The organism is Butyricimonas sp. RTP31003st1_G1_RTP31003_210430 (genome assembly GCF_040920905.1).
Lineage (GTDB): Bacteria > Bacteroidota > Bacteroidia > Bacteroidales > Marinifilaceae > Butyricimonas > Butyricimonas paravirosa.
This window is the reverse complement of the sequence record NZ_JBCOSQ010000063.1, coordinates 1-23,889: the sequence shown is the minus strand read 5'-3', so window position 1 is coordinate 23,889 and position 23,889 is coordinate 1. Positions and strand designations below refer to the sequence as shown.

Annotated in this window: 16 protein-coding genes; all 16 read right to left on the bottom strand. The window is 39.9% G+C overall.

Translation table 11 applies throughout. From position 1 onward, the window contains the following. Positions 1-6: 6 nt before the first annotated feature. Positions 7-1,611 (bottom strand): RagB/SusD family nutrient uptake outer membrane protein, encoded by a 1,605-nt coding sequence (locus AB5542_RS16700; RefSeq protein WP_288215266.1) that lies wholly within the window; start codon positions 1,609-1,611, stop codon positions 7-9. A gap of 4 nt (positions 1,612-1,615) precedes the next feature. Next, positions 1,616-5,035, bottom strand: a complete 3,420-nt coding sequence (locus AB5542_RS16695) for a SusC/RagA family TonB-linked outer membrane protein (RefSeq protein WP_279039375.1) — start codon at positions 5,033-5,035, stop codon at positions 1,616-1,618. 152 nt (positions 5,036-5,187) lie between these two features. Continuing rightward, positions 5,188-6,357: a FecR family protein gene (locus AB5542_RS16690; RefSeq protein WP_279039372.1), complete on the bottom strand. Its 1,170-nt coding sequence runs from the start codon at positions 6,355-6,357 to the stop codon at positions 5,188-5,190. 82 nt (positions 6,358-6,439) lie between these two features. Continuing rightward, on the bottom strand, positions 6,440-7,006 hold the full coding sequence (locus AB5542_RS16685) for an RNA polymerase sigma-70 factor (protein WP_279039369.1): 567 nt from the start codon (positions 7,004-7,006) through the stop codon (positions 6,440-6,442). 125 nt (positions 7,007-7,131) lie between these two features. Next, on the bottom strand, positions 7,132-7,767 hold the full coding sequence (locus AB5542_RS16680) for a class II aldolase/adducin family protein (protein WP_279039368.1): 636 nt from the start codon (positions 7,765-7,767) through the stop codon (positions 7,132-7,134). A gap of 114 nt (positions 7,768-7,881) precedes the next feature. Continuing rightward, positions 7,882-9,693, bottom strand: coding sequence for a TlpA family protein disulfide reductase (locus AB5542_RS16675; protein WP_279039366.1), 1,812 nt, complete (start codon positions 9,691-9,693; stop codon positions 7,882-7,884). A 19-nt stretch (positions 9,694-9,712) separates the two neighbouring features. Next, the gene (locus AB5542_RS16670) at positions 9,713-10,621 is read right to left on the bottom strand and encodes a serine protease (RefSeq protein WP_118303132.1); all 909 of its coding nucleotides are present in this window, start codon (positions 10,619-10,621) and stop codon (positions 9,713-9,715) included. A 15-nt stretch (positions 10,622-10,636) separates the two neighbouring features. Continuing rightward, on the bottom strand, positions 10,637-11,725 hold the full coding sequence (locus tag AB5542_RS16665) for a thioredoxin family protein (protein WP_279039364.1): 1,089 nt from the start codon (positions 11,723-11,725) through the stop codon (positions 10,637-10,639). Between the two features lie 62 nt (positions 11,726-11,787). Beyond that, on the bottom strand, positions 11,788-13,368 hold the full coding sequence (locus AB5542_RS16660) for a hypothetical protein (protein ID WP_279092080.1): 1,581 nt from the start codon (positions 13,366-13,368) through the stop codon (positions 11,788-11,790). A 17-nt stretch (positions 13,369-13,385) separates the two neighbouring features. Then, positions 13,386-14,207, bottom strand: coding sequence for a DUF4843 domain-containing protein (locus AB5542_RS16655; protein ID WP_270544048.1), 822 nt, complete (start codon positions 14,205-14,207; stop codon positions 13,386-13,388). 12 nt (positions 14,208-14,219) lie between these two features. Further along, complete coding sequence (locus tag AB5542_RS16650) at positions 14,220-15,611, bottom strand: RagB/SusD family nutrient uptake outer membrane protein (RefSeq protein ID WP_279039359.1); 1,392 nt, start codon at positions 15,609-15,611, stop codon at positions 14,220-14,222. A 16-nt stretch (positions 15,612-15,627) separates the two neighbouring features. Continuing rightward, a complete protein-coding gene (locus AB5542_RS16645; protein ID WP_279039357.1) occupies positions 15,628-18,903 on the bottom strand; it encodes a SusC/RagA family TonB-linked outer membrane protein in 3,276 nt (1,091 codons plus the stop codon). Between the two features lie 178 nt (positions 18,904-19,081). Continuing rightward, the gene (locus tag AB5542_RS16640) at positions 19,082-20,245 is read right to left on the bottom strand and encodes a FecR domain-containing protein (RefSeq protein WP_288215263.1); all 1,164 of its coding nucleotides are present in this window, start codon (positions 20,243-20,245) and stop codon (positions 19,082-19,084) included. A gap of 77 nt (positions 20,246-20,322) precedes the next feature. After that, positions 20,323-20,907 (bottom strand): RNA polymerase sigma-70 factor, encoded by a 585-nt coding sequence (locus AB5542_RS16635; RefSeq protein WP_279039354.1) that lies wholly within the window; start codon positions 20,905-20,907, stop codon positions 20,323-20,325. Positions 20,908-21,113: 206 nt separating this feature from the next. Then, positions 21,114-23,438, bottom strand: coding sequence for a PAS domain-containing sensor histidine kinase (locus AB5542_RS16630; RefSeq protein WP_279039352.1), 2,325 nt, complete (start codon positions 23,436-23,438; stop codon positions 21,114-21,116). A gap of 144 nt (positions 23,439-23,582) precedes the next feature. Then, positions 23,583-23,889: Dps family protein (locus AB5542_RS16625; protein ID WP_368243230.1), on the bottom strand; the 307-nt coding region annotated here is incomplete at its 5' end.

Genomic DNA, 23,889 nt, shown 5'->3' with positions numbered 1-23,889 from the left:
ATTTTCTTATTGTAAAAATCTATTCCAATACACATTTTGACGCATCAAGTCATTATTTGTAAAAGCCGCAGTATGAATTCCATAAAACAAACAGCCTTCTATAATATCCCTTTCCGTCAAATTATTAAATTGTTCAGAAATCGTACGTACATACTCCATTCCATTACGACGTAGATCATAGAAACGGTATGATTCAAACAACAACTCTTTCTCTCTTTCACGCAGAATTATATCTTGAAGACGCCCTTCCGAAGAAACGTAATCATGCTCACGATTTCCATAAGCTCTCTCTCGTACCCGATTTAAATCTTCAACAGCATCTGTCTTATTTTGTCGTACCCGACATTCTGCTCTCAATAATACAATATCAGCCATACGCCAAACCACTTTATTCATATCCTGCCCTATATATTGCAATTCATTGTAATAAGGATTTAACTCAAAATAGGCATTTCTAAATTTGTTTACAAAACCAAATGGAATAGTTTCATTACTATAAGCCATTAATTTAATACTTCCCGGTTCTGTATCATAAGTTCCCCCTGCCGGACGAGTCGTATCTGCCTTTAACACACCACCCTGACTATACATATAAATAGTATCAGCATCTAACCAAAGAAAATAAGCATCACGCCTTCGATCTTCCCGGTCATACATTTCATTAATCGTAGTTTTATTGATCGCCAATGTTGGTTGATCCAAAGGTCCAGTACTAGCATCTAGCTTTATTGGGAAATTAATAAAACCTTCTTGGTAATAAGCCACTGTTTCTAATCTTTCTGTACTCGTTCGATAAATTTCCCAAATCGTTTCACTATGATCTCGTTTTAACACATTAGAACATACCTCTTCAGGATCTCTAGCCCAACCATAATGCCCAACTTCTCCATTTATAAGCATCGTGCAATATTTCTCGGCCTCCCCCCAATATTCCGGTTTGCTTTCGACTGCCGCACGCCAAGCGTATATATGAGCCAATAATGCCGCTGCTGCACCTTTACTAGCATACTGTTTTGTTTTCCGTTGTTTGCCATCAGCATCTTTCAAATTTTCAAACTCCGGCAGTTCCATCGCTTTTAATGCCCATTTTGTAGCTTCCTCCAACACCTCAGCCTCAGGACTTTTTGCCAATTTTTCCAAATATAAAGAACCTTTCGTAATCGGACAATCACCCCAACGTTGAGCCAAATGAAAATAAGATAATCCTTTTGAAAAATAAGCTTGTAATTCGTACAATTTCAATATTTCCTTATCTAACGGGAAACGATGCAAATTATCCAAAATCAAATCCGCTGCATTTATAGTTATATAATATTTATCCCAATTCAAATTTCCACTGGTATACGTACCTAAATCCAATTCTTTAGCTGACAAAACTCCTCTATCTAATGTGGAATCTACAATTAATCCAGCCATTATATGCGGTTCCCGATACTGCCCCAATATCATATTCCTTTCTTTTGATTTTAAAGCATTCAACAAACTTTCAGCATCTTGAACTGTTCTAAAAAAACTAGTAAACGTCGTTGAGTTTTCCGGTACAACATCTATAAAATCGGAACATCGAATAAACAGCAACATCAAAAACAATAAAGAAACATATTTTTTCATCATCCTAGAAATTAAGCGTTAAACCTACAGAATATTTTCGGGGAAGCGGGTAGTTACTACCATTATCTACTCCTGTATAAATATCAACCACTTCTGGATTATCCCCTGAATAATTACTCAAATAGAATAAATTCTCTGCTGTAAAAAATAACCGAACTCCAGAAAAACCAATTTTTTTTGATAACTTTTTGGACATATCATATCCGAGAGTTAATTGCTTTAAACTGACCGAATGTACTTTTTCTACATTGGAATCAGTTCTTACTTCAAACGATTGTCCAAATTCAGGATAATCGGCATCATCTCCCGGTTTTTCCCAAAAATTCATATCTTCTATGTTAACATTTTTTACCGTGGAATAAAGTGACATCGGTCGTAAGTTAATCATACTACGCCCTAAACAATAGTTAAACAACATATTCAAGCTGAAATTCTTCCATGTCAACTCATTAATCCATCCCCCATGAGCCAAAGGTTGCGCTGTCCCCACATAATAACGATCCTGCTGGTTAACATATCCATTCCCATCGAGATCTAATAGCTTTTGCTTTCCAACCATCCCGCTAATCCCTGTAGCAGGATGTACTCCGGTACCAAAATATTTTGGATTCCCTTGAATTGTCCATGTCACAGGAACTTCTTCATCTGAATCATAAAATCCATCATCCGCATACACATACATTCCAGAAATAGGACGTCCGGTAATATATTGCCCTTCATCTTTTCCATTGTAAGATTTTTCAAAACGATTCCAATTTCGGGCCAAATTAAATTTCATTCGCCATAATACGGCAGAATTACGCAATATATCTGTTTCCAATTCCAACTCGACTCCTTCATTAGACAATTCCATGGCATTTTCCGTTCTTGTTTTAGCAATTAACATATTACCAGGTAAAGGAATATCATAAATTAAGGACGAGGTTAATTTATAATAGTAATCCAATTTCATTTTCAAACGATAATCGAACAAATCCAAATCTAAACCTATATTATATTGTTCAGTCTTTTCCCAAGTTAAATCCGGACTAATCATTTTATTTGGCTCCATTCCGTTGTTTTCTAAAAAAGGATCATTATAAACCATCATTAATCCATGAGCTAAATACTCTGCATCAAAAATTTGTCCGGAAGTCCCGTAACTTGCACGCACCTTACCCCAATCTAACCAATCGGCCCAACGCATAAAATTTTCCTCGGAGAAAGCCCAACCTACAGCTACAGAAGGGAAATTTGCCCAACGATGATTCTCGCCAAAGGTAGATGACCCATCTCTACGAATTGTTGCTTCAATCAGATAACGCTGTTTATAATTATATCCTAAACGAGCAAAATAACTAACCATAGCTTTCTCTCTAAAATCAGAACGATATGTCGTCATTGAAACCCACTTATCACTACTTCCGGTTCCATGATTTTTTACAGGGACATTAATATCCGGATCATAATAATAGATATTATCACTCGGACCTCCTTTACCTCGACCAGATATACCAAAATTCTGGGTTTTATTAGCATCCCATCCCAATAACACTTCCACGTTATGCATTTCGTTAAATGACTTTTTATATTTCAATAACACATCGGCTAACATCCCAATAGATCGTCCAATAGCTCCAGAAGAAGTATTCTCATGATACAAATTATCCAAAGTACTTGGTCTAAACGTGTTACTATTACCTTGAGAAAAATCAACACTTGCAGAACCAGATAACGACAAACCATCGAAAAGAGAGTATTGTAAACGCAAACTTCCTAACGCTCGATAACTGTCCGCTTTATCATTTATCGAATTCATCTTACTTAACCACTCGGCCTCAATACCCGGAGCATTAGCTAACAACGTACTTGTTGACCCTGGATTTGCCGTCACTGCTTCGTACCTATTATTTACTAAAGCATTTGAAGAATTTCGACTTTTATCCATGTAAGAAAGATGGATTCGAACATCCATATCTAATTTTTTAGTTGGCTTAGCTGTCAAATTAGAAGATAAACTCACACGCCCATAAGAACTATTCACGGCAATTCCCGTCTCCGTGTAATATCCCGCATTTACCATATATTGAAAACGCTCACTACCTCCTGTAGCCTGTACGTTTGCATTTATAATTTTCCCTGTCCGGAAAACATATTTCCACCAATTCGTTTGATTGTTATAATATGGATTCAAACTATCTTGAATTCTAGCTGCAATACTTACAGCCGTACGGCCATTTCCCCAAAAACCATCATAGATACCACTCCAAGCTTGATATACTTGATTGTACGAAGTCGGCCATATTCTGTTTCTAGTTTTTGAATCAACAATAGCATCTCGTTTATTTCTTGTTTGCAAAATTTCAATCCATCTTTCCATCCTACCTCCTAATTGCAAAGGATATTCCATCAATTGGGCTACAGAATAAGATACATTAGCAGAAAACTTAGCATCCCCCACTTTCCCTTTCTTTGTTGTAATCAAAATCACACCATTACCTGCACGTGAGCCGTAAATAGAAGCAGCTGCTGCATCCTTCAATACCTCCACGGACTCAATCATTGCAGGGTCAATATCTGCCATTGTATTAGTTCCCGAAACCGGAGACACAAAAGAGTGCATAGGAACACCATCAATTACATAGAGAGGTTGACCATCACTTGCACCTTTGGTCATCAATGAATTATACCCACGAATAGCCACCATTTGTGCACTTCCTGGAGCTCCTGATTGGTTCACCACATTCACTCCGGCCAAACGTCCCTGCAACATGTTTACCAAACTAGCTGTAGGTAATTCTTTCATCTCATCAGCTGTCACTTTAGAAATAGCACTTACCACTTCTCGTTTATTCTGCGAACCGTAGGCACGCACAACGACCTCATCTAAATCTGACATATCTTCCTCCATCACAATTTGTAACGTATCTGTCTTTTCCGTGAAATTTACCTGCTGCTTTTTATACCCAACAAAAGAAAACTCTAACGCACCTTTCAAAACCGGTAATTCTATATAGAACCACCCCTTTTCTGTTGTCGCCGTACCCAACGTCGTTCCTATAACCCGAACTGTTACTCCCGGCATGGGTTGTTTTTTCTTATCGCGAACCCATCCTTTCATTATCACGTGTTTCTTCTCTTCTTGTTGCTGAGCCGGAGTTATAATAATTACACCATGTTCTACACGATAGGATAAATTCACCTTACCAAGAATCACATTCAACACTTGCTCCAAGTCTTCATTCTCAAATTTCACTGAAATATGGTCCACTTTTTTTAGTTCATTATGGTTAAAGAAAAATCTGTAACCAGTTTGTGAACGAAGTGATTGTATTACATCCAGCAAACTTGCATTTTCAACCTCCAACGAAACTTTAGCCTGGGCATCTGTCTTGGCGGACACGTGGAAAAGCAAAAAGAACATAAACACACACGTTAATTTCATAATTAAAAAGATTTTTTTTAAGCATACCCATCTAATTAGGTAATCCTTGTCTCGATTTTTTTTCATACATTTGTCTTGTTAATGTAAAGATTACTAAAATAATTAACACATTCTCAATCGGAAGATGGTTGCAACATCTTCCGATTTTATATTTAGCGCATTCTCACTGTTATTACTCTATCTTTCACTATAAATTCAACATTTGTTGTCATGGCTATAATATCCAAGATCATTTCACAATTATTATATCTTTCCAAATCTCCGGTAAATATAAGTTCTTTAGCAGCTTGATTTTGATAAAATATAGTCACATCGTACCAACGGGCAATCTGTTTCATCATATCTTCCAATCGCATTCCTTCAATAATCCATTTTCCCTGAGTCCATGCAGTATAAATCATTGTATTCACCCCTTTCACGGCAATTTCTCCAGAGACTTTATTATAAGTAACTTGCTCTCCAGGCTCTATAACCAACCGATCAACCATCCCTTTACCTAAAAAAGCGACTTCCCCTTCAACCAGCGTGGTTTGCACGTACTCATCATCCGGGTAGGCACTCAAATTAAATTCCGTCCCCAAAACGTTTACCTCTCCCGCCAATGTTTCCACTATAAAAGGCCTTTGTACGTCTTTAGCCACAGAGAAAAAAGCTTCTCCTTCCAAGCACACACGTCGCTCTTCGCCAACAAACACCTCCGGAATACTTAATTTTGAATCAGCATTCAATGTTACCGTAGTTCCATCCATAAGAGTCAAATCATACTCACCGCCTTTAGGAACAATTATAACATTATAGGCTATTGATCTCTGCTCCAATGTATCTTTACCTTTCGGCCCCCTTTTCCCACTCACTTGTACTTGTTCTATCGCTCGTTCCAAAGTCATTGAATCCGTCAAGCCTATTTTTTGTCCTGAATGAGAAAGAAGTACAGCTTGAGAACTACCAGGAGCTAATTGTTCCGCTTGAGTTAAAGTGGTCTCTTTTATAGGCTTGATCTCAAAAAACAAGTAACCGACTCCTAGCATAAATAAAGGTAACACAACCGCAGCAACATATTTCCACACATGTATCGTTCTTACTTTATTGGAAGAGGTTTCCGTATAATTCATAAACTCATGCCATGCATCCTCAACATCTACCTCTCGATTTTCTTCTCCAGTATAGTATTTATCAAAATAATATTTTGCTTTTTCATAATATATTCGATTCATTTCATCTTCAACAAACCATTGATCCACCAATCGATCTTCGTCTACACTAGAGTGTCCCAATATCCGACGAACTATAACATCCCAATTTATATACATCTTATCTGTCATATCATTTTAATTGATCATACACACATAAGACACATCCGTTGAAAAAACGGAGTACAAGAAATACATTTTTTTGAGAAAAAATTTAGATACTATCCTGTAACCACTCGATAAGTAAAAAAATAGGGATCAATTTTTCGCGCAGCATTCGATAAGCCCTCTGTACCTGTGTTTTTACGGTCGTCTCTGCAATATTCAATTGTTCTGCAATCTCTTTATTTTTCTTATTCTCGATAACCTTTAACAAAATAATCTCTCGACATTTCTCAGGTAAAGCATCTAACGCTTTTTGCAAACGTTGTTGTACTTCCTCATCAAGAACAACATCTTCTGTATCTGAAAAAAGTTGAGCTTCAAATAATTTATTATTGTACTCATCACGAATCTTCCTATCACGCAGTACATTTAAACAACGATTTCGCACGGAAGTAAACAAATATGCTTTGATTGAAGTTGAGATTTCTAATAATGGAGCATGATCCCACAGACAAAAAAATAGATCTTGTACTAAATCCTTCGCCTCTTCCTCATCGTATAAATAACTCTCCGCAAATAGCACCATTTTAGCAAAATAATGTTCATAGAGAGAACGAAATGCCTCTTTATCACGTCTTTTCACACGAGAAAAAAATAAATTATCGTTATCCTCCATTAGTACACAAAGATTACTACTACAAATGTATAAAAGAAAACAATATATAATATATTATTAGAAAATAAATTGGTACCGAGGATATTTTAACCCTTATCGCCCCTAGAAACAGAATTATACAAAGACTATCTCGCTTTTTCACCTAACAACTTCACTCGTAACTCTTCTACACTCTCCGGACTAAGCACAGTATAATCCATCCTACTTTGGACGATAATCCGACAAACCATCTCGAAGAAAAGAGCCCGTTCAAGCACTTCATCAAAGTCACGACCACATACCACTTGCCCGTGATTACTTAACAAAACAGCATCGTGATCCTTCATCGCCTCTATCACGGCATTCGCCAATTCAAAAGAACCGGGACGATAATAAGGAACAACAGCGACTTCACCCACATGATAAGGAACTTCCAAGGTCACGTTAAAATCTGACGGCTTATTTTTCATACAAGCCACCACAGTGGCGTATTCCGATTGGAAATGTAACACCACGTTCACTTCCGGACGCTCCCGCAATATACCCAAATGAAAAACACTTTCCATAGAAGGACGCACCCCGTTTTCCACTTGCCCTGACATAATATCACACACGGCGACCTTCTCCGGAGGCAAAACTGGTAACCACGAACCTGTTCCGGAAACCAGCATCTTGTCTCCCACTCGCCAAGATAAATTACCACTACTGCAAAGCATCAATTTGGCATCCCCATACCGATGGGATTGAGCCACAAAAGTATCAATCTGTTCCTTCGTGATCATAACCGTGTTATAAGACTTTATTCAAAAGTATAAGAAAAAGAGTTCCCGTGCAAACAAAACCCGGAATTCCTACTCGCAAGGAATTCCGGGTTCACAAAGCACACGCTACTATTTTTACAATCCGGGCAAAACGTTCAAAATCTCCCGTGTTTTCTGGTCAGAAGGTCTCGGCATATTTGCATTTAAAAATTTGCCATCCCGGTCAATTAACATGAACCGAGGAATCCCCTTACAACGGATCGCCTCCATAAAACTCTTATCTTCCCCCATGTGTAACTGGATTCCTCCCAATTGTTTCGCCTGAACAAATTTTTCCCATGCTTTCCGACTATCATCACAAGAAATACTGACAAAACAGATGTTTCGCCCCTCAAATTCCTCTTCCAACTTTTTCAAATGAGGTATTTCCGCATTACATGGCCCGCACCACGTGGCCCATACATCAATATACACGTATTTTCCTTTCAAATCCGATAAACTTACCTCTTTTCCGGCTATATCTTTAAAAGAAAATGGTACGGCAGGTTGTCCCTTGAATAAAACCTTATTCTCATCATACACTCGCTGATATTCTACAATATAATCCGGTCTATGAACCCTCTTCCGAAAAATTCGATCCATCTCTTCCATATTCTCCATACCGTATATTCTCACATATTCCATGACACTCTTCACCACTAAATTTTCCACCAACCGCTTATCCCTGTACTTTTCCGCCTCTTTCAACACGTCCATTAGCAAAATATAAGTATCCCCCGTTTGTCCATCCAGATTGTGGAAAGCAAATAAGGCTCTTCTAATGGATTCCGGATACTCGAAGATTCCCCAAGCTTCTTTTTTCTCAACGACCACATACCTTAATTCCGAGCGGGATTTTTCCGACACCTGTTTCCCACCATGCCCCATAATTACCCAAAAAGCCAACTGGTAATTTCGCTCATGGAGAATACGTTCTCTCTCTCGTTTTGTGAAATTCACATCTAACCCGGCTGCCAATAATGCATTCTCCCGTTCTTCCGTCATCTCTTGCAATCTAACCCGGAAAGGTTCTTCCTCCAGTTCGTATTCCCGCCATTGAATATCCCGATAAAGTTTTCTATTCAAATAATTATTAATGCTCGCACCCTCTCCTTCAAAATGCAATTCATTAAATACAGATTTAGCTTGCCAAGATTTACCGGGTTCCACCCATACCGTATACTTCTTATCCCCTACCCAGAGGCGCCCGTATTCACCTTCCGACAGGGCCATTTTCCAAACGGCCTTATTTGAACCATCAAATTCCAATTTCATTCTCCCCCCATCGCAAGTTTCCAACGCGACTTCCCGGGTGTCATTCTCCGGCATTTGAAACTCGAAGGCGGTCTCCCGCAAGTCAACCGTCTTCTTTGCTTTTCGTGGGGCAGACGGGCCATTTTTTATTCCTTTCAATTGCCGTAACATTGTTTCCGTTCGAGGATCAGAAGGACGTGTCATCTCTAAACGCAACACCCGCCCTTTCCGATCCAACAGGATAAAACGAGGAATCCGGTCTACTCGAAAAGCCGTTATGAAAGAAGTATCATTTCCAACCCACCACTGCTCTCCCGACATTTTCCCGTTTTCCACGGCCCCTTTCCATCGCCACACGACATGATCACTGGAAATGCCCACAAACACGACATTTTGTCCTTCAAATTTCTTTTCCAATTCTTGCAAGTAAGGATATTCCTTTCGACAAGGATAACACCACGATGCCCACACGTCAATAAAAACATATTTCCCTTTAAATTCATCCAAAGATCTGGACTGTCCCTCCATATCTTCAAAAGTAAAAGCAGGGCATCTATCCCCGACTTTCAGTTCCATCGTATCCACCGGAATCCCGTGGACAAATAAAGACATCAGCAGGAAACATACTATCCATAAAAATTCTTGAATTCTCATTTTTTGAAATTATATATAGTCATTTCTCCAATTTTCTCATCAATCGTACGATTGAACTTACCGGTATACACTCCTTTATTCCCATTTGCCGATCAGAAGGAGGCTGATCGACATAATATATCGGGTGCAGACAAGACACCATTGCAACCATATTTCCCCGGTCGTCCATAATCGGCCCCCCACTAGACCCCTTGGCAAAATCAGCCGTGATTTCCACCCGGTTACCAAAAGGATTACCGGATTCTTTGATAAACGTACGAGATACCACCCCACTTGTGTAAACATAAGGGTAGCCTGCCGGATGGGTCAAAGCGTGAACATTTGATCCAACAGCAAGGTCCTCCCCGAGTGGCATCGGAACCAGACGTTCGCCCCGAGTATCTATTTTAAAAAAAGCCAAATCACCACTCCGGTTATAACTGAGTACCGAAGAAATTGAATATATTTTTCCTGCCTCCGTTGCCACGAAAAGAAGACTATCCCGTAAATCCAACCGTGCCGACGTATCGATCAATTGCCACAACACATGGCTGTTTGTCACGCATACCCCGTCTTCTGATAGAACGACAGCCGTTGCCCAAGGCATGATGTACTCCGGGTGAACTGTTGCCCGCATATATTTAAAAACCATTAACACGCTCTCCCGCCTCTGTTCAATTATTGCCCTTGGTTTTAATTCCCGTTTCCCGGCAGGACGAGGTTCCACATCCACGGGCGTATTCTCTTCCAACATACGAGTAGCCAGTTTTAACGTGTTCATTCCCTTGAATAAAGAGGCTGCACCCGGACGTTTCAATGAATCGAGAATAGTCCAACCTAAACGGTCATAATCCCGATAAACAACTTTTTCTTGCGCACGGCAACTTGCCGTTCCGAGCAGAACAGCAAGTAAACCGACACACAATCCTTTCAAACAACATTTTCTCATATGGAATTTATAAAATTACTTCTCTAAAGCATAAGGGATGAATTGCCCTAACGAGAATTTAAACTTATCACTTGTGGTCTCAGCCAGCAAAGTTTTCGCTAATTTCAATATTCTTTGTTGTTGGTCTTCATTCCCATTACGCTTAATTGTCAAAGACAACGGGAAGAACATCGCCAATAAATGCTCGTGTTCAATCTGGGGTATATTCTTCTCACAAACCTGCAAAAGCTTTTCCACGTCCCCACTTTTTTGGGTACGGGCAATCTCAACAAACAATTTTAAACGAGATTTACTCGGAAACTCGTATTTCTCCATCTCTTTCTCGACCTTATCTATTGCCTCCATGCCACTCTGGCGGTCACGACCGGTAATCATGTTGGTCAATTGAAGATCAAAAGCTGTCGCAATTTTCTCGTTCACTCGCTCAGCCCCGATACTTTTCTGAAAACGTTCCGCATTCGCCAGTAAATACTCCATATTAGGAGATCCGACTTGTGTCAGAACAGGATGTTCGTAGATAAACCAGTAAGCCGAATCTACCCGTTGCGAATCATTTAATTTAGATATTAACTCGTTCGCAACTTGTACGGTAAAAGGATCATTCACGGCCAACAAGGCACGGGCATATTTCACTAATAATTTCACGTCCCGATCACCTTTTTCATATTTCGCCGCAAGAATCCCGATCGCCTTATCCTCATCTAATCCCTCGGCAACCCGTTTGATAAAATCCTCCGCAGTCTCACTCCCTCCTACAATCCTATGCTGTACCTCCCCCTTTGTATTCAAAATCAAAAATGTCGGAAAAGCTGAAATCTCATACCGTTTCATAATTTCAGCACCTTCCCCTTCTTCCGTGTTAAACTTCACGCAAACAAAACGAGGATTCAAATACTCTCCCATCTCCGATTTCGGAAATATCGTGTTCGCCATGTACTTACACGGCATACACCACGATGTATACGTGTCTATAAACACTAATTTATTTTCAGCCTTTGCTTTCTCCAACGCCTTAGCCAACGTCAATTCCTCGAAATTCGTTTGAGCAAAAGCTCCCACTTGCAGCATAAAAAATGCTACAAAAACATACAATACCTTATTCATCCCTGTAGAAATTTTAATGAAACGGTTCCCGCACGCACCAAAGGGAACCGTCTCGATTATGATTAACTATATCTATAAATACTATTAAAGAAATTCGATGTATTTCGTGGGAACCATAACATAAAATGTACTTTCCCTTCCCCCTTCACTTCCTCACTAGGTAAAAGAGTCAATCCTTCATTTATCGACCAATCAAAAACATGCACAGTATAATTCGCTCCGGAAGATGTTGCTACAACAAGCCTCTCAAACCTATTTTCATACAACTCTCCTAACCACGTAGCTGTATTGTAATCATAATCATTACCTATATACTTACAATAAGTTACCTCTCCTTCAAAAGTATGAATATTTTCCACGAACTCATCATTATCAATATCATAATAAGATAGTTGATTATCTTTTATAAAATAAATCAAATTATTAGTCTGATGCATCGTATAAAAGTCTGCAGTAGCAAAAGCTTCACAACGAGAAACCGGAATTGTCCGAGCAAAACGAATCGGACCGTAAGTAGCATTATACCACTCTGCCACAGTCAACCCATATAATAATAAATTATTCGCATCGCCATTTTCTTTCATTAAAGCATATGCCGTTCCATATCCTTGTTTATTAGGATCTGAAAGAATACTTTTATCTGTTTGACCGAGATAAATCAATTCTGCATCCATTCTATTAGGAGAAATTCTCAAATCATCATCAGGTTGATAATCATCAGCAAAATATTTAATTTCCATCGTCGTGCTGAAGTTACTTGACCCAACAAGCAGGCCAAAAGATGTATTTAACTCATCATACACCAACATCGGATTACTATATTTCCAACAAACAACATTAGGAGCCAAATGGTAATTACCCAAAAGTGCCGGCATAAACGCAACATTGGATCTCAAGTATGCTTTTCCATCACATATCAATCCTCCTGATTGCGCTAATTGCATAAATGAACTTATGTTACTAGATCCAAAATCTGGCATTTCAAAAAATAACTCTTCATTTCTCGCCAACACCTTCTCATCTGCCACTCGATACATTAAAATATCTTTCTGACTCACCGGGATTAAACACTTTTGCTTCGTTTCTGTTGTTCCGGTTTCTGGATCATACCATTGGTACGATTCTGTATAAAGTAACGATACAGGCTTTCCTTTCATCGGTTCTCCTAAAGCTAAAGATAACTGATCTGCCGCAAACTCAATACCATTAGCTTGAATTAAAGAAACATCCATATCCGTGTTTCCATCCATAGTCTCTTTCAATATTAGCCAGCCTCCATTAATACGTGGGGTGATGGAGTAATAAAATGTAAGAACCGCCTGAATACCACTTTCAACATGAGTTGCTTCTACTTCTAATGTAACGGAGCCTACAGTATCTACCCGCCATTCCAAATGAGAATCTTCAGAGATTAATTCCAACACAGTATCACGATAACGATACCAATTATAAGTACACTCGACTTCCTCTCCACCCATTACACATTTAGGGGTAATTTCAATTACTTCTCCTGTCTTCACAGAACCTCCAGTAACATTCTCTATTACTAAATCCGGGATACGATGAATAGTATTATCTTTATCGTAACAAGATACGAATATCAATCCTGCCATAAAGATCATCATAATTATATATCTTTTCATATTTACTTTTTTGTTGGTTACATAAATGCGACTGTTGGGAAAGTAATATCCGTATTCGGATCATTAGGATCATCTCTCAAAGGAGGTAATCCTTCTTCAGCTCGTGCAGCATTCTCCTTCTTTAGTTCTCGGTTGAACACATACAAATAATAGTTCTTTTGATCCAGGTCAAGTGTATTTATAAATTCATCATCCCAGTCCTCTCCTGTTACTCTAATCATGAACTCATGACGAGTTTGACTCCAAGTACCCGCAAAAAACCAATTATTCCAAGCAGCCGGCCGGGTCAAGCAATCGGCTATCCCCAACTGGATATTACAATACTTTTCATCTCCCGCTTTCAAATCTTCCGAATCCACGATATGAAAGAAAAGAGTAAACGTCGTGTCTTGCAAAGATCTATCCCGCATAACAATTACCGGAATCTTAGCTTCCAACTCTCCAGGCTCCAAAGTCAAATACTCTGCCATTCGTTCATCATCAAAAGCTACATAATGCACTCCCGCTTCTGCCTGATAGGGAAAAACTCGTAATACAGAATCTGCAATCGCACCATCCTCTCCATAAATATATTTCCACTCCTTCCCTTCATATTGCTCCAACCTAATCCGACTACTCCTTTCCGGTAACAATCCTTGCGGCCGTACGGTAAACCAAATCGTATCCATCATCCTCGTCTCTTCTTTCCCAATAAAAGAATAACTAAATCGTTCTGGATTTAGGGTTTCACCTAAAACAAACTGAACTCCACTCCAAGTTGTATTATAATCGGGTAACGCCTCCTCGCAGGCCAAACAACAAAAGCCCACACATAAAGACAATATCAATTTACGTATCATAATTCTTCTCTTTTAATAATTTTCAGTCGTACTCAATTCCCGCAACGGTAGTGGCAACACATAAACGTCCTCTCCACACATTCTGGAAGACCAACGCATATTCACCGTTCCCAAGCGTTTATACACGAAAAACATTTGTCCTTCCGCATAAAACTCCTTTAAATACTCCTGTAGAATAATTTCCTGTCTATTACTTTCCGTCAATTCGGTTGTTGTCAATCCCCGAGATGCTAAAAATTCAGTATATACCGTATTCGCTTCCGCCAAAGCGGCACACTCCGCAATAATCAAATACATCTCTGACAAACGGATCAAAGGAACACTTTTAGTCGGTGCCGGGTTCTCGGTGTCAAATGACGCCATATTACCATATTTATTTGAAGAACGAAGGCCCCCACCATCATCAGTATACCATAAATACCGGAAACGAATATCTTCCGCCGCATACAATTCGCTCAGATTAGTACTTTTTTGTTCAAAAGCAGCATAAGAACCGTCTGCAATCATATTATCATTAAATTCTTCAAGACTTATTCCAAACAATTGCTCACTACTATACAACACCCTATCATAGCGCAGAAAATCATTTTCACCCCCCAAAGCAAATTGTTTTTTCTCTCCTGCAACTGTAGCTTCCTTTACTAACCGGGCATAACGCAAAGCCTCATCATGTTCGCCCAACCACAAATGTACTCGTGCCTGCAGACCAAGTACTGCATAATAATTCATCCGATTCTGACGATATGATACAGACTTATCATTTGCTACAATCAGGTCTACTCGTTGTAATAGCAATTCAGCCGAATCCAAATCTGCACAAAGTTTTGCCATATACTCTTGATAATTAGAATACGGATAATTCTCCAATTGAACCGTAGTCACGTAGGGCAAATAATCCCGATTTCCATCAATCCCAGTTGGCATGGGCCCCCACAAACGAATCAAATCAAAATGAATAAAAGCCCGTAATCCCAAAGCTTCCCCTTTATACAGGTCTTCTTCATCTTCCGTCAATACGTTATTCTGAATATCAATATACTCCAACAAAGTATTCACGTTTGCAATAATCTCGTATTGTTTCAAAAATAGCTGGGACAAATTCATCTCAACCAAGTCTGCCCGATAATCATGAGACGCAAAATCATAAGCCGTTCCCCCATCCGTAGCCGTTATCCAAAGATTGGCCATATACTCCACTCCCCCGACAACCATACTCGCATCCGGAGAATAGTTGTCCCGCATCAAAGTATAACAACCGATCAAGGCATCATAAAATCCCCCCTGTGTCTTGAACATATCTTCTTTTGTCACTTGTGTTTCCGGCTGAATCGTCAACCAATCCTGACAACCCGACAAGCAGAATATCAAGCAAGACATCAATAATAAATTCTTCATATTTTTCATAACACGTTCAAATTAATTAGAAAGTACATGATATTGAAAACGACGGTTTCACGGAAAATGGATAATCAGTTCCTCTCTCTTGCTCTATCGTGGACATATACAACAAATCCATCATGCTAGCTGACAAACTCAATCTCTCCATTCTCATATATTTACAAATCCGACGCGGGAAATCATACTGGATATTAATATTTCTCCAGATAAAAGTTGATTCATCTGCCACGAAACGGTTATTAGCAACCGTATTCTTATCATTATTCAATCCTTTATATCGAGTCACGTCACCCGGCTTCTCCCAACGCTCACTCAACACACGTTTGTCAACATTCACCTTCGGATAAGCATTTTCTACCTTGTTCAATAAAGTCTGATTCAATTTCTGTCCTCCCAACCGTAACTCGAAACCAGTATTCAAAGAGAAAGATTTATAACGGAACATCGTGCTGAAACGTCCGTTTACCTTCGGAACCTCATTCCCGACCTTAACCTTTGCATACATATCAATATCAGAAGAAACCCGTCCGTTTCGATCCATATAAAGCACCTCTCCCGTGGCTGCATCCACACCCGGAGAAATGAACGTGTAAATAGCGTCCATGGATTCTCCCTCTTTATATTGCAAATAAACAAACGCCCCGGTCTGATTATTCACGGTTTCCTCGTTCTGCCGTTTCATTTCATCCGAAAGGGTCATGATCGTATTCTTGTTCCAAGACATCGCACCCCTCACCGACCACATAATATTCTGGTTCCGCAACAAATTTACAGATACATTCAACTCTCCTCCCACGTTCCGAAGAGTCCCGATATTCTCCATATATTTTGGGAATCCATGAGAATAGGATAATCCCAATGAAGAAATATAATTTTTCGTTTCTTTACGGTAATAGTTACCTTGAACCGATAATATCTCATTAAACAATGTCAGATCGACCCCTATATTATGCTGATAGGTATCCTGCCAGCGCAATTTATCATTACCAAGTCCCATCAGATAAGCTCCCATATCCCCGTTATAACGTTGATCACGGTCATATTCGTAGGTTGTCAAAGCTTGATATGGATTACTCGGCAAAGCACTGTTCACCCCGTAAGAGTAACGTAGACGAAGTAAATTCATCCAAGGAAGATTTTCCAGTACAAAATTTTCCTGACTAACCGTATACCCAAAACCGATAGACCAGAATGGAGCAAAACGATTCTGAGAACCAAAGGATGAAGATCCATCCAACCGATAAGAAAAATCAAAGAAATAACGACTATCGTAATTGTAATTCCCGGTCACAGTGAATCCCGCTTGTCTGGAATGTGTATCCGTAGAACTGGGACGTTCATTAGCAAAACCGGCAGCGTTAGAAATATCTGTCAAATTATCATTAGCAAACCCTCGTAACCATAGTATATACCCTAGATTTTTCGTTTCATACAAGCTCCCATCTACCCCTGCAAACACGCTGTGCCGACCGAAAGTGTTCCCGTAACTAGCATTAAAACTCCATTGCCAGGAACGCATTTCACGATATTCCCACGTGTAACTACCCATAGCATCCGGATCTGATGTGTTATTAAAATCATTACTGGATTTGGGAGAGAAGCGATCACTTCTATCTGTTTGAGTGGTATAACCGACATTCGTGGATAACTTTAACCCTTTCACGACATCCCACTCGATCCTGAATGTATTTCGGATATTCGTGTATTTACTTTTATCAAATTTATTGATAGAAGCCTCCCACAAAGGATTTGCAATCACATCTACCCCCGTGGTTGAACCAAACGTATTAAAAGATTTCACAATTCGCCCATTCTCATCATAAGGATACCAATACGGATTCATGGTTACATACTCACCAAAAGACCCGTATGGACTATCTTCCGAATTATTCAATCCTAAAGAGAACGTATTCATGAAACGAATCTGTTTAAGTAAATAACTGATTCCCAATGTTCCATTAAAATTATTCCGAAAAGAGCCTTTCATGGCACCAGCCACGCAATTGTAAGATAAATTCATCGAGTAACGAAATTGTTCGTCGCCACCACCTAAATCCAGCATATAGTTCTGCCCTACACCTGTACGTACCGGTTCACCAATCCAGTAAGTATCCACCCCCTCTGTTATGGATTTCACATTTTGCCGATACAGAACCATACGTGCTGGACTATTGTATAATCCTGCACGCTCCTCCAAGTCTAATTTTTCCTTAGCATCCAACAAATCATAACTAGACAAATCGGGAATCTCCAAATTTATCCCACCGGAGAAAGAGACTCGTAACTTTCCTTGACGAGGTTTTGAAGAAGTAATCACGACTACGCCATTCGCACCCCGCGATCCGTAAAGAGCCGTGGAACTCGCATCTTTCAAAATCGTTACAGACTCCACGTCCGATGGATTCAAGTCCATCACCCGTTCCAACGTCACCTCGAAACCATCCAACACGAATAATGGCTGGTTCAACTCTGCCCGGGCATACGTCTGTAAGTTTGTTATATCCGGTAACCCGGAAATACCACGAATCTGAATCTCCGGCAACACGTTCGGGTTGGAACCGTACGTGTTATTCTCACGAATCACGAAAGCCGGGTCAATATTATTCAGTGTCTGCAACAGATTCCGGTTACCGTATGCCATAATATCCTCTTTCGTGATATGTGTTACCGCTCCCGTGAAACTCTCCTTCGGCTTGTTGAAAATACCGGTCACGACCACCTCATCAATCTCCGCCATATCGTTTTTCATCACGATATTCAAAGGTTTATTATCTCTTTTCAATCGCACCTCCTGTTTCTGGTACCCCACGAATGAAAAAATCAACACGAGAGTATCCCGCTTCGGCAAATCAAAATCAAATTTACCCTCTTCATTTGTCGTAAAACCGATAGTTGTTCCTTTCACTTGAATCGTCACTCCGGGTAACGTCATCCCGTCCACATCTTTCACGGTTCCCCTCACGGTAATCTTTTTCAACGAATCTGTTACTGCCAACGCTCTCACATAATGGATTACCACGAAGTTATCGTTAATCTCGAACTTCACGTCATACCCTTTGAAGATCAATTGTAACGCCTGTTCAATCGTGGCATCCAGAAAATCCACGTTCACCCGTTTTGACACGTCGATCTTAGAATTGCTGTAAAAGAAGTCCAACTGCGTGGATTCTGAAATCTTATTCAGCACCTGTTCGATCGTGGCATCCTTCATTTTCAAGTTGATACGAGCCGTCTGCGAATGTACCGCAGCCGACAAATGCATCACGCACACCAAACATAAAATCCCTGTTATTCGCATAACCTTAAGAAAATTTTTTAGCCATCTGGGGGGATAAAGCCCCAAATCACAATTTTTTTTCATACATTTGTTTTTTAAAGGTTTACAATGAGTCTTGTCCTCTATCGCCAAATGTCGGGCAAGACTGCTAACTTTTATAAATGCCGGGGAAGTCGCTATACTTTTCCGGTATTTTTATTTACTCTGAAATTACAATTGTTTTCCCTTTCACGCTAAACCGGACTTGACTTGTACTCTCGATCATCCGAACCAAATCATCCAAAGGCTTAAACTTCACGATCGCTCCCGTGAACCGCACCTTTTTCACGTTTTCACTACTAAAGAATATTTCCACGTCATACCAGCGGGAGATCTGCTTGGCAATCTCTTCCAGTTCCGTGTTATTAAACAAGAACTTCCCATCGATCCAAGACGTGTAAAGACGGACATTGACTTCTCGTTTCTCTAACTCGTTTTCTTTCCCATAAGCCTGTTCCCCCGGAACCAGTCGAAACACTTGCTGATCACCTGAAACAATTTCCACGCTACCATTTACCAGCGTGGTCGAAACCTCCTCATTATCATCGTAATCATTCACGTTAAAACGAGTACCCAACACTTTCACGTTCATCCGGGATGTTTCCACGATAAAAGGTCTTTCTGCATCATGTGCCACGTCAAAAAAAGCCTCCCCGGATAATACAACCCGTCTCTCTTTTCCCATGAAAGATTGAGGATATATCAATCGTGATGCCGAATTCAACCAAACCTTTGTCCCATCGGCTAACACGACTTGGTACTCTCCACCCTTAGGAATAATTAATTCATTATTTTTATTGGCATCGGTAATCCCAATAGAATCACATGAAGAATAGCGTAACAGATGATTAGAATCCATCTCTATCCGGACATTTGCCTCGTGAGAGATCAATGAACTCTTCATTGTACTATCCAGCATAACCGTTTTTCCATCATACAACTTCAATATTGCCCGTTCTCCCCCCGGACGAGAAACTGCACTAAATTGACGATGTACCTCCACCGGTTCATTCTTCATTCCCTGCCACAAAACCAAAGCCACTCCTAACGGCAAAATAAAGAGAGCTGCATATTTCCACCAATAACGGAAACCTATTTGCCTTCCTCTTCCCCGCTTCACTCGTTTTAATACATTCTCCGTATCAGGAGTAAAATCCCGATGTAAAAGTTTTACCTGATCACGTATTTTCTTTATCTCGGCATATATTTTCTCGTGTTTCACATCTTCTGCCAGCCAGTCCGAAAGTTCCGTTTCCTCCATTGGTGACAGGCGATCATCCAACTTCCCGGAAATCAACTCATATACTCGATCATCTATTTTCATCTTCATATTTTTACATAGAGTACTTCAAAAATGAAAAACAGGGTGAAGAAAAAACAGATTTTTTTATAAAAAAGATTTTAATCTTCTTTTATCCCAAAAAGAAATAGTAATAAAGAGAATTGTTCCTGTTTCAATTTTTCCCGCAAGGTCTTGTAAGCGATTTTCATTTGTGTTTTTACCGTGTTGACCGAAATTCCCAACGAGTCAGCCACGTCCTTGTACTTCATATCTTCCAGAATCACCAGTTTAAAAACGACTTTACATTGCAAAGGTAAATTCTCAATCTCTCCCCACAAACGGTTCAATTCCGGCGTTTCAAATTCTACGACTTCTTCCGAAACCTTTAAATTTTGTTTCACATCCTCCAGATCAACACGTTCCCGTTTATTCTTCAAAAACGTAAAACAAGCATTACGCACGGCAACAAACAAATAACTATCAATAGATTCCCTCTCGTCTATCCGAGTACTTTTTTTCCAGATCTTTTCAAAAACTTCCTGCACAATGTCTTCCGCCACGTCAAACTGCACGACAAACGTGGCTGCAAAACGACACAGGTTTTTGTAGCGAGTTCTGAAAAGGTAATCAAAGGCAGCTTCTTTTCCTTCTTTTAGCTCTCTAGTCAATATTTCTATTTCATAATATTTCTGACTATTTTCCATCGTATTAGCTTAACAATACAAAATACTCCCTACCTAAAAACCACCTATCGCATCCATTAAATTGATTTTTCAAAAATAATAAAATCTAAAACAAAATTTCCTTTTTAACCTCACTTTTGTCTCTGATAATTTTTATTTATATGCGGGATAAAAGAGAAAAACGATCACGCAGAGAAAGCACGTGGGATATTTGGGGAACGTCGCTATTAACTGTTTCCCGACCTAACAGGTAAAGTAAACCAGAAAGTACTTCCTTTGCCTTCCTCGGAAAGAACCCCGATCTCACCTCCCAGCTTACGGACAATTGTTTGGCAAATAGCCAACCCCAACCCCGTTCCGTTGGTAAAACTATCCAATTTGACAAAACGTTTGAAGATTTCAGCCTGTTTTTCTGACGGAATCCCTTTTCCCGTGTCTGAAACAAAGAAACGCAATCCATTCGCTTGCTCTTCATAACCAAAATGGATGTGTCCCTCGCTGGTAAATTTAAGTGCGTTATTCAGAAAATTCGAAATCACCTGCATCACCCGGTTCTTTTCCGTGTAAACAACACATTCATTCACATGGGAAGTGAAAGAAATATCAATACCGGGATGTTCCGCGATCTTCTGGCGATAACTCATTTCCAATCCCCGCAGCATCTCGTTTATATCGACCATATCATAAATAAATTCCAACGTTCCCGCCTCAATCTTTGACAAATCCAGAATATCACTAATCAACTGTAACAGTAACTCATTATTTCGATTAATAATAGCCATGTACTCCTCTTTATCCTTCGGATCATCCGTGTTAACCAGTAATTCACTGAATCCCACGATGGCATTCAACGGAGTACGAATCTCGTGACTCATGTTAGAGAGGAACATTGACTTCAACCGATCGGACATCTCTGCCGCTTCCTTCGCCCGTTTCCATTCATTAGCAACCCGGGTGCGTTCGGAAACATCCTCGTATTTCAACACAACTCCCCGAATCTGCCTCTCGTTCTTTATATCATAAACAGGCGTGGCCGTGATCTCCACCGTAAACCCGTCATCAAAAGTAACTTCCTTCATTTCCCGTTTTCCCGTCTCCAACGCCTTCTGCATCACACAACCCGGACAAGGAGAATCCCGATGCATTACACTTTTGTAGCAACACAACCCGGCTTTATACCTACCGGCTAGCGGATGCTCGGAATACTGGGCCAAGTTCTCCCACTCGATCATGTAATCCGGGTGAAGATATACTAATCCATTATTTGAATGATCAAGAATAAGCTGGTTGATCTCCTGAATCTTCTCCACATTTTGTTTCGCTTCCATCAAGGTTTTCTCGTATAGCTTACTCTCGGTTATATTTCGTAACGTCCCGACAACCCGCAGAGGTTTTCCTGCAATATCCTTTTTCTCAACCGTCAAATACAAATCATAGTAATCTTCATATAGCCCCAAAACATCATAACGAATCTCCCGATGCAAATTATCTATTTTCCCGGCCTTTATATCCGCAAAAAGCTGAGACATAACTTCCCGGTCATCCGGATGCATATTACCGACAGCCTCTAACGAGGACTGACCATCCCGTTCTTTACAAAAACCTTTATTTCCAACCTTAAATTCAGGATATTTAAACCGGATTAAGTCTTCTTCCAAATCCCAAACCATCGGAACCGTGTTCGTAACCGAGAAAGCCATCCGCAATTGCTGATTCACCTCTTGAAGTTGCTCTTGTATACGAATAAGATCTGTTATATCCCAGCGAGTAGCCAGCAACCAATGATGCACATCATTGGATACCACATTTTTATTCACGATAGAAACGTGTCTCCCGCCGTCAGGAGTCTCGTACACTTCTTGCACTTGATAAGAATTTCCTTCTTCAATAATTTTAAAATCAACATCCCGGTAATGCTCGCCTCGTTCCTTTCCATATACATCTATATCAGTCTTACCAATAATTTCTTCCCGAGAGTATCCACCCTGTAACTCACACTGCTTATTCCAGAAAACATACTTCAAATCATCATCTATATCCTTTATGATCAGAGGCATTGGCATATTGTCCAGCACCGCATTCAACAATCGCTGATTCTGTTTTATCGCGACCTCGTTCTTTTTTCGTCCCGTAATATCCCGTTCAAAACAAGCCACCAAATTTTCCTGTACACGCTTGAACCGCCCCTCGTAATAGGTTATCTTACCATGAACCGACACGGTATACTCCACCTCGTACACTTTATCCGAAATCAACGCTTCCCGCAAATTGGATATCACGATGTCTACAAACGGGGGATCAACACAATCCTTCAAATTCCGACCAATCAATGCCTCCACCGGTAAAGAAAGTTTCACAGGATCTGCATTATAAATTTTTTGTATATTAAACTGGTTATCTACCATGAAAATCATGTCGGGGACAGAGGCAATAACCTTTTCTGCCATAATACTTTCCATATTCTCTCGTGAAATAGAGATTTTTCTCCTACGAGAAAAAAAGAACACAAGGTTTCCTAGAATCACTACTCCGGCAATAATATATCCCCACATGACAATATGATTTAATTTTTACGCAATATATCGCAAATATAACAATAATAAATCACCAAACAATCCCTTCATCGGGCTATAGCCGAAATAAAAAAACCGTGCTGATAACAGCACGGCTCCCTAGGTACAAATTAAAACTTAAACTTATTCACTTAAATATGCACGTAGCATCCATAAATTCTTTTCTTGCTCGGAAATGTAAGGATTAATCATATCTTGAGTTCCATCATCACCGATTTCTGCGGCCAAAGCCAATATTTCACGTTCTTTCCTGATCAATATCCCCAAATTCCCCACAATCTCCTTCACACAACGATTCCCGTCGGAAACCCCCGTTACCTCTTTAATCTCAGCCTGTTTCATGTAAGCGGAATACGAATGTAACGGGGTACCCTCCAACGTAAGCACGCGTTCAGCAATCTCGTCCACCTTCTCGATAGCATCATTATAG

Coding starts and splice junctions, on each gene's coding strand:
- AB5542_RS16700 (WP_288215266.1), bottom strand. CDS start 1,611: ATGAAAAAATATGTTTCTTTATTGTTTTTGATGTTGCTGTTTATTCGA.
- AB5542_RS16695 (WP_279039375.1), bottom strand. CDS start 5,035: ATGAAATTAACGTGTGTGTTTATGTTCTTTTTGCTTTTCCACGTGTCC.
- AB5542_RS16690 (WP_279039372.1), bottom strand. CDS start 6,357: ATGACAGATAAGATGTATATAAATTGGGATGTTATAGTTCGTCGGATA.
- AB5542_RS16685 (WP_279039369.1), bottom strand. CDS start 7,006: ATGGAGGATAACGATAATTTATTTTTTTCTCGTGTGAAAAGACGTGAT.
- AB5542_RS16680 (WP_279039368.1), bottom strand. CDS start 7,767: ATGATCACGAAGGAACAGATTGATACTTTTGTGGCTCAATCCCATCGG.
- AB5542_RS16675 (WP_279039366.1), bottom strand. CDS start 9,693: ATGAGAATTCAAGAATTTTTATGGATAGTATGTTTCCTGCTGATGTCT.
- AB5542_RS16670 (WP_118303132.1), bottom strand. CDS start 10,621: ATGAGAAAATGTTGTTTGAAAGGATTGTGTGTCGGTTTACTTGCTGTT.
- AB5542_RS16665 (WP_279039364.1), bottom strand. CDS start 11,725: ATGAATAAGGTATTGTATGTTTTTGTAGCATTTTTTATGCTGCAAGTG.
- AB5542_RS16660 (WP_279092080.1), bottom strand. CDS start 13,368: ATGAAAAGATATATAATTATGATGATCTTTATGGCAGGATTGATATTC.
- AB5542_RS16655 (WP_270544048.1), bottom strand. CDS start 14,207: ATGATACGTAAATTGATATTGTCTTTATGTGTGGGCTTTTGTTGTTTG.
- AB5542_RS16650 (WP_279039359.1), bottom strand. CDS start 15,611: ATGAAAAATATGAAGAATTTATTATTGATGTCTTGCTTGATATTCTGC.
- AB5542_RS16645 (WP_279039357.1), bottom strand. CDS start 18,903: ATGCGAATAACAGGGATTTTATGTTTGGTGTGCGTGATGCATTTGTCG.
- AB5542_RS16640 (WP_288215263.1), bottom strand. CDS start 20,245: ATGAAAATAGATGATCGAGTATATGAGTTGATTTCCGGGAAGTTGGAT.
- AB5542_RS16635 (WP_279039354.1), bottom strand. CDS start 20,907: ATGGAAAATAGTCAGAAATATTATGAAATAGAAATATTGACTAGAGAG.
- AB5542_RS16630 (WP_279039352.1), bottom strand. CDS start 23,438: ATGTGGGGATATATTATTGCCGGAGTAGTGATTCTAGGAAACCTTGTG.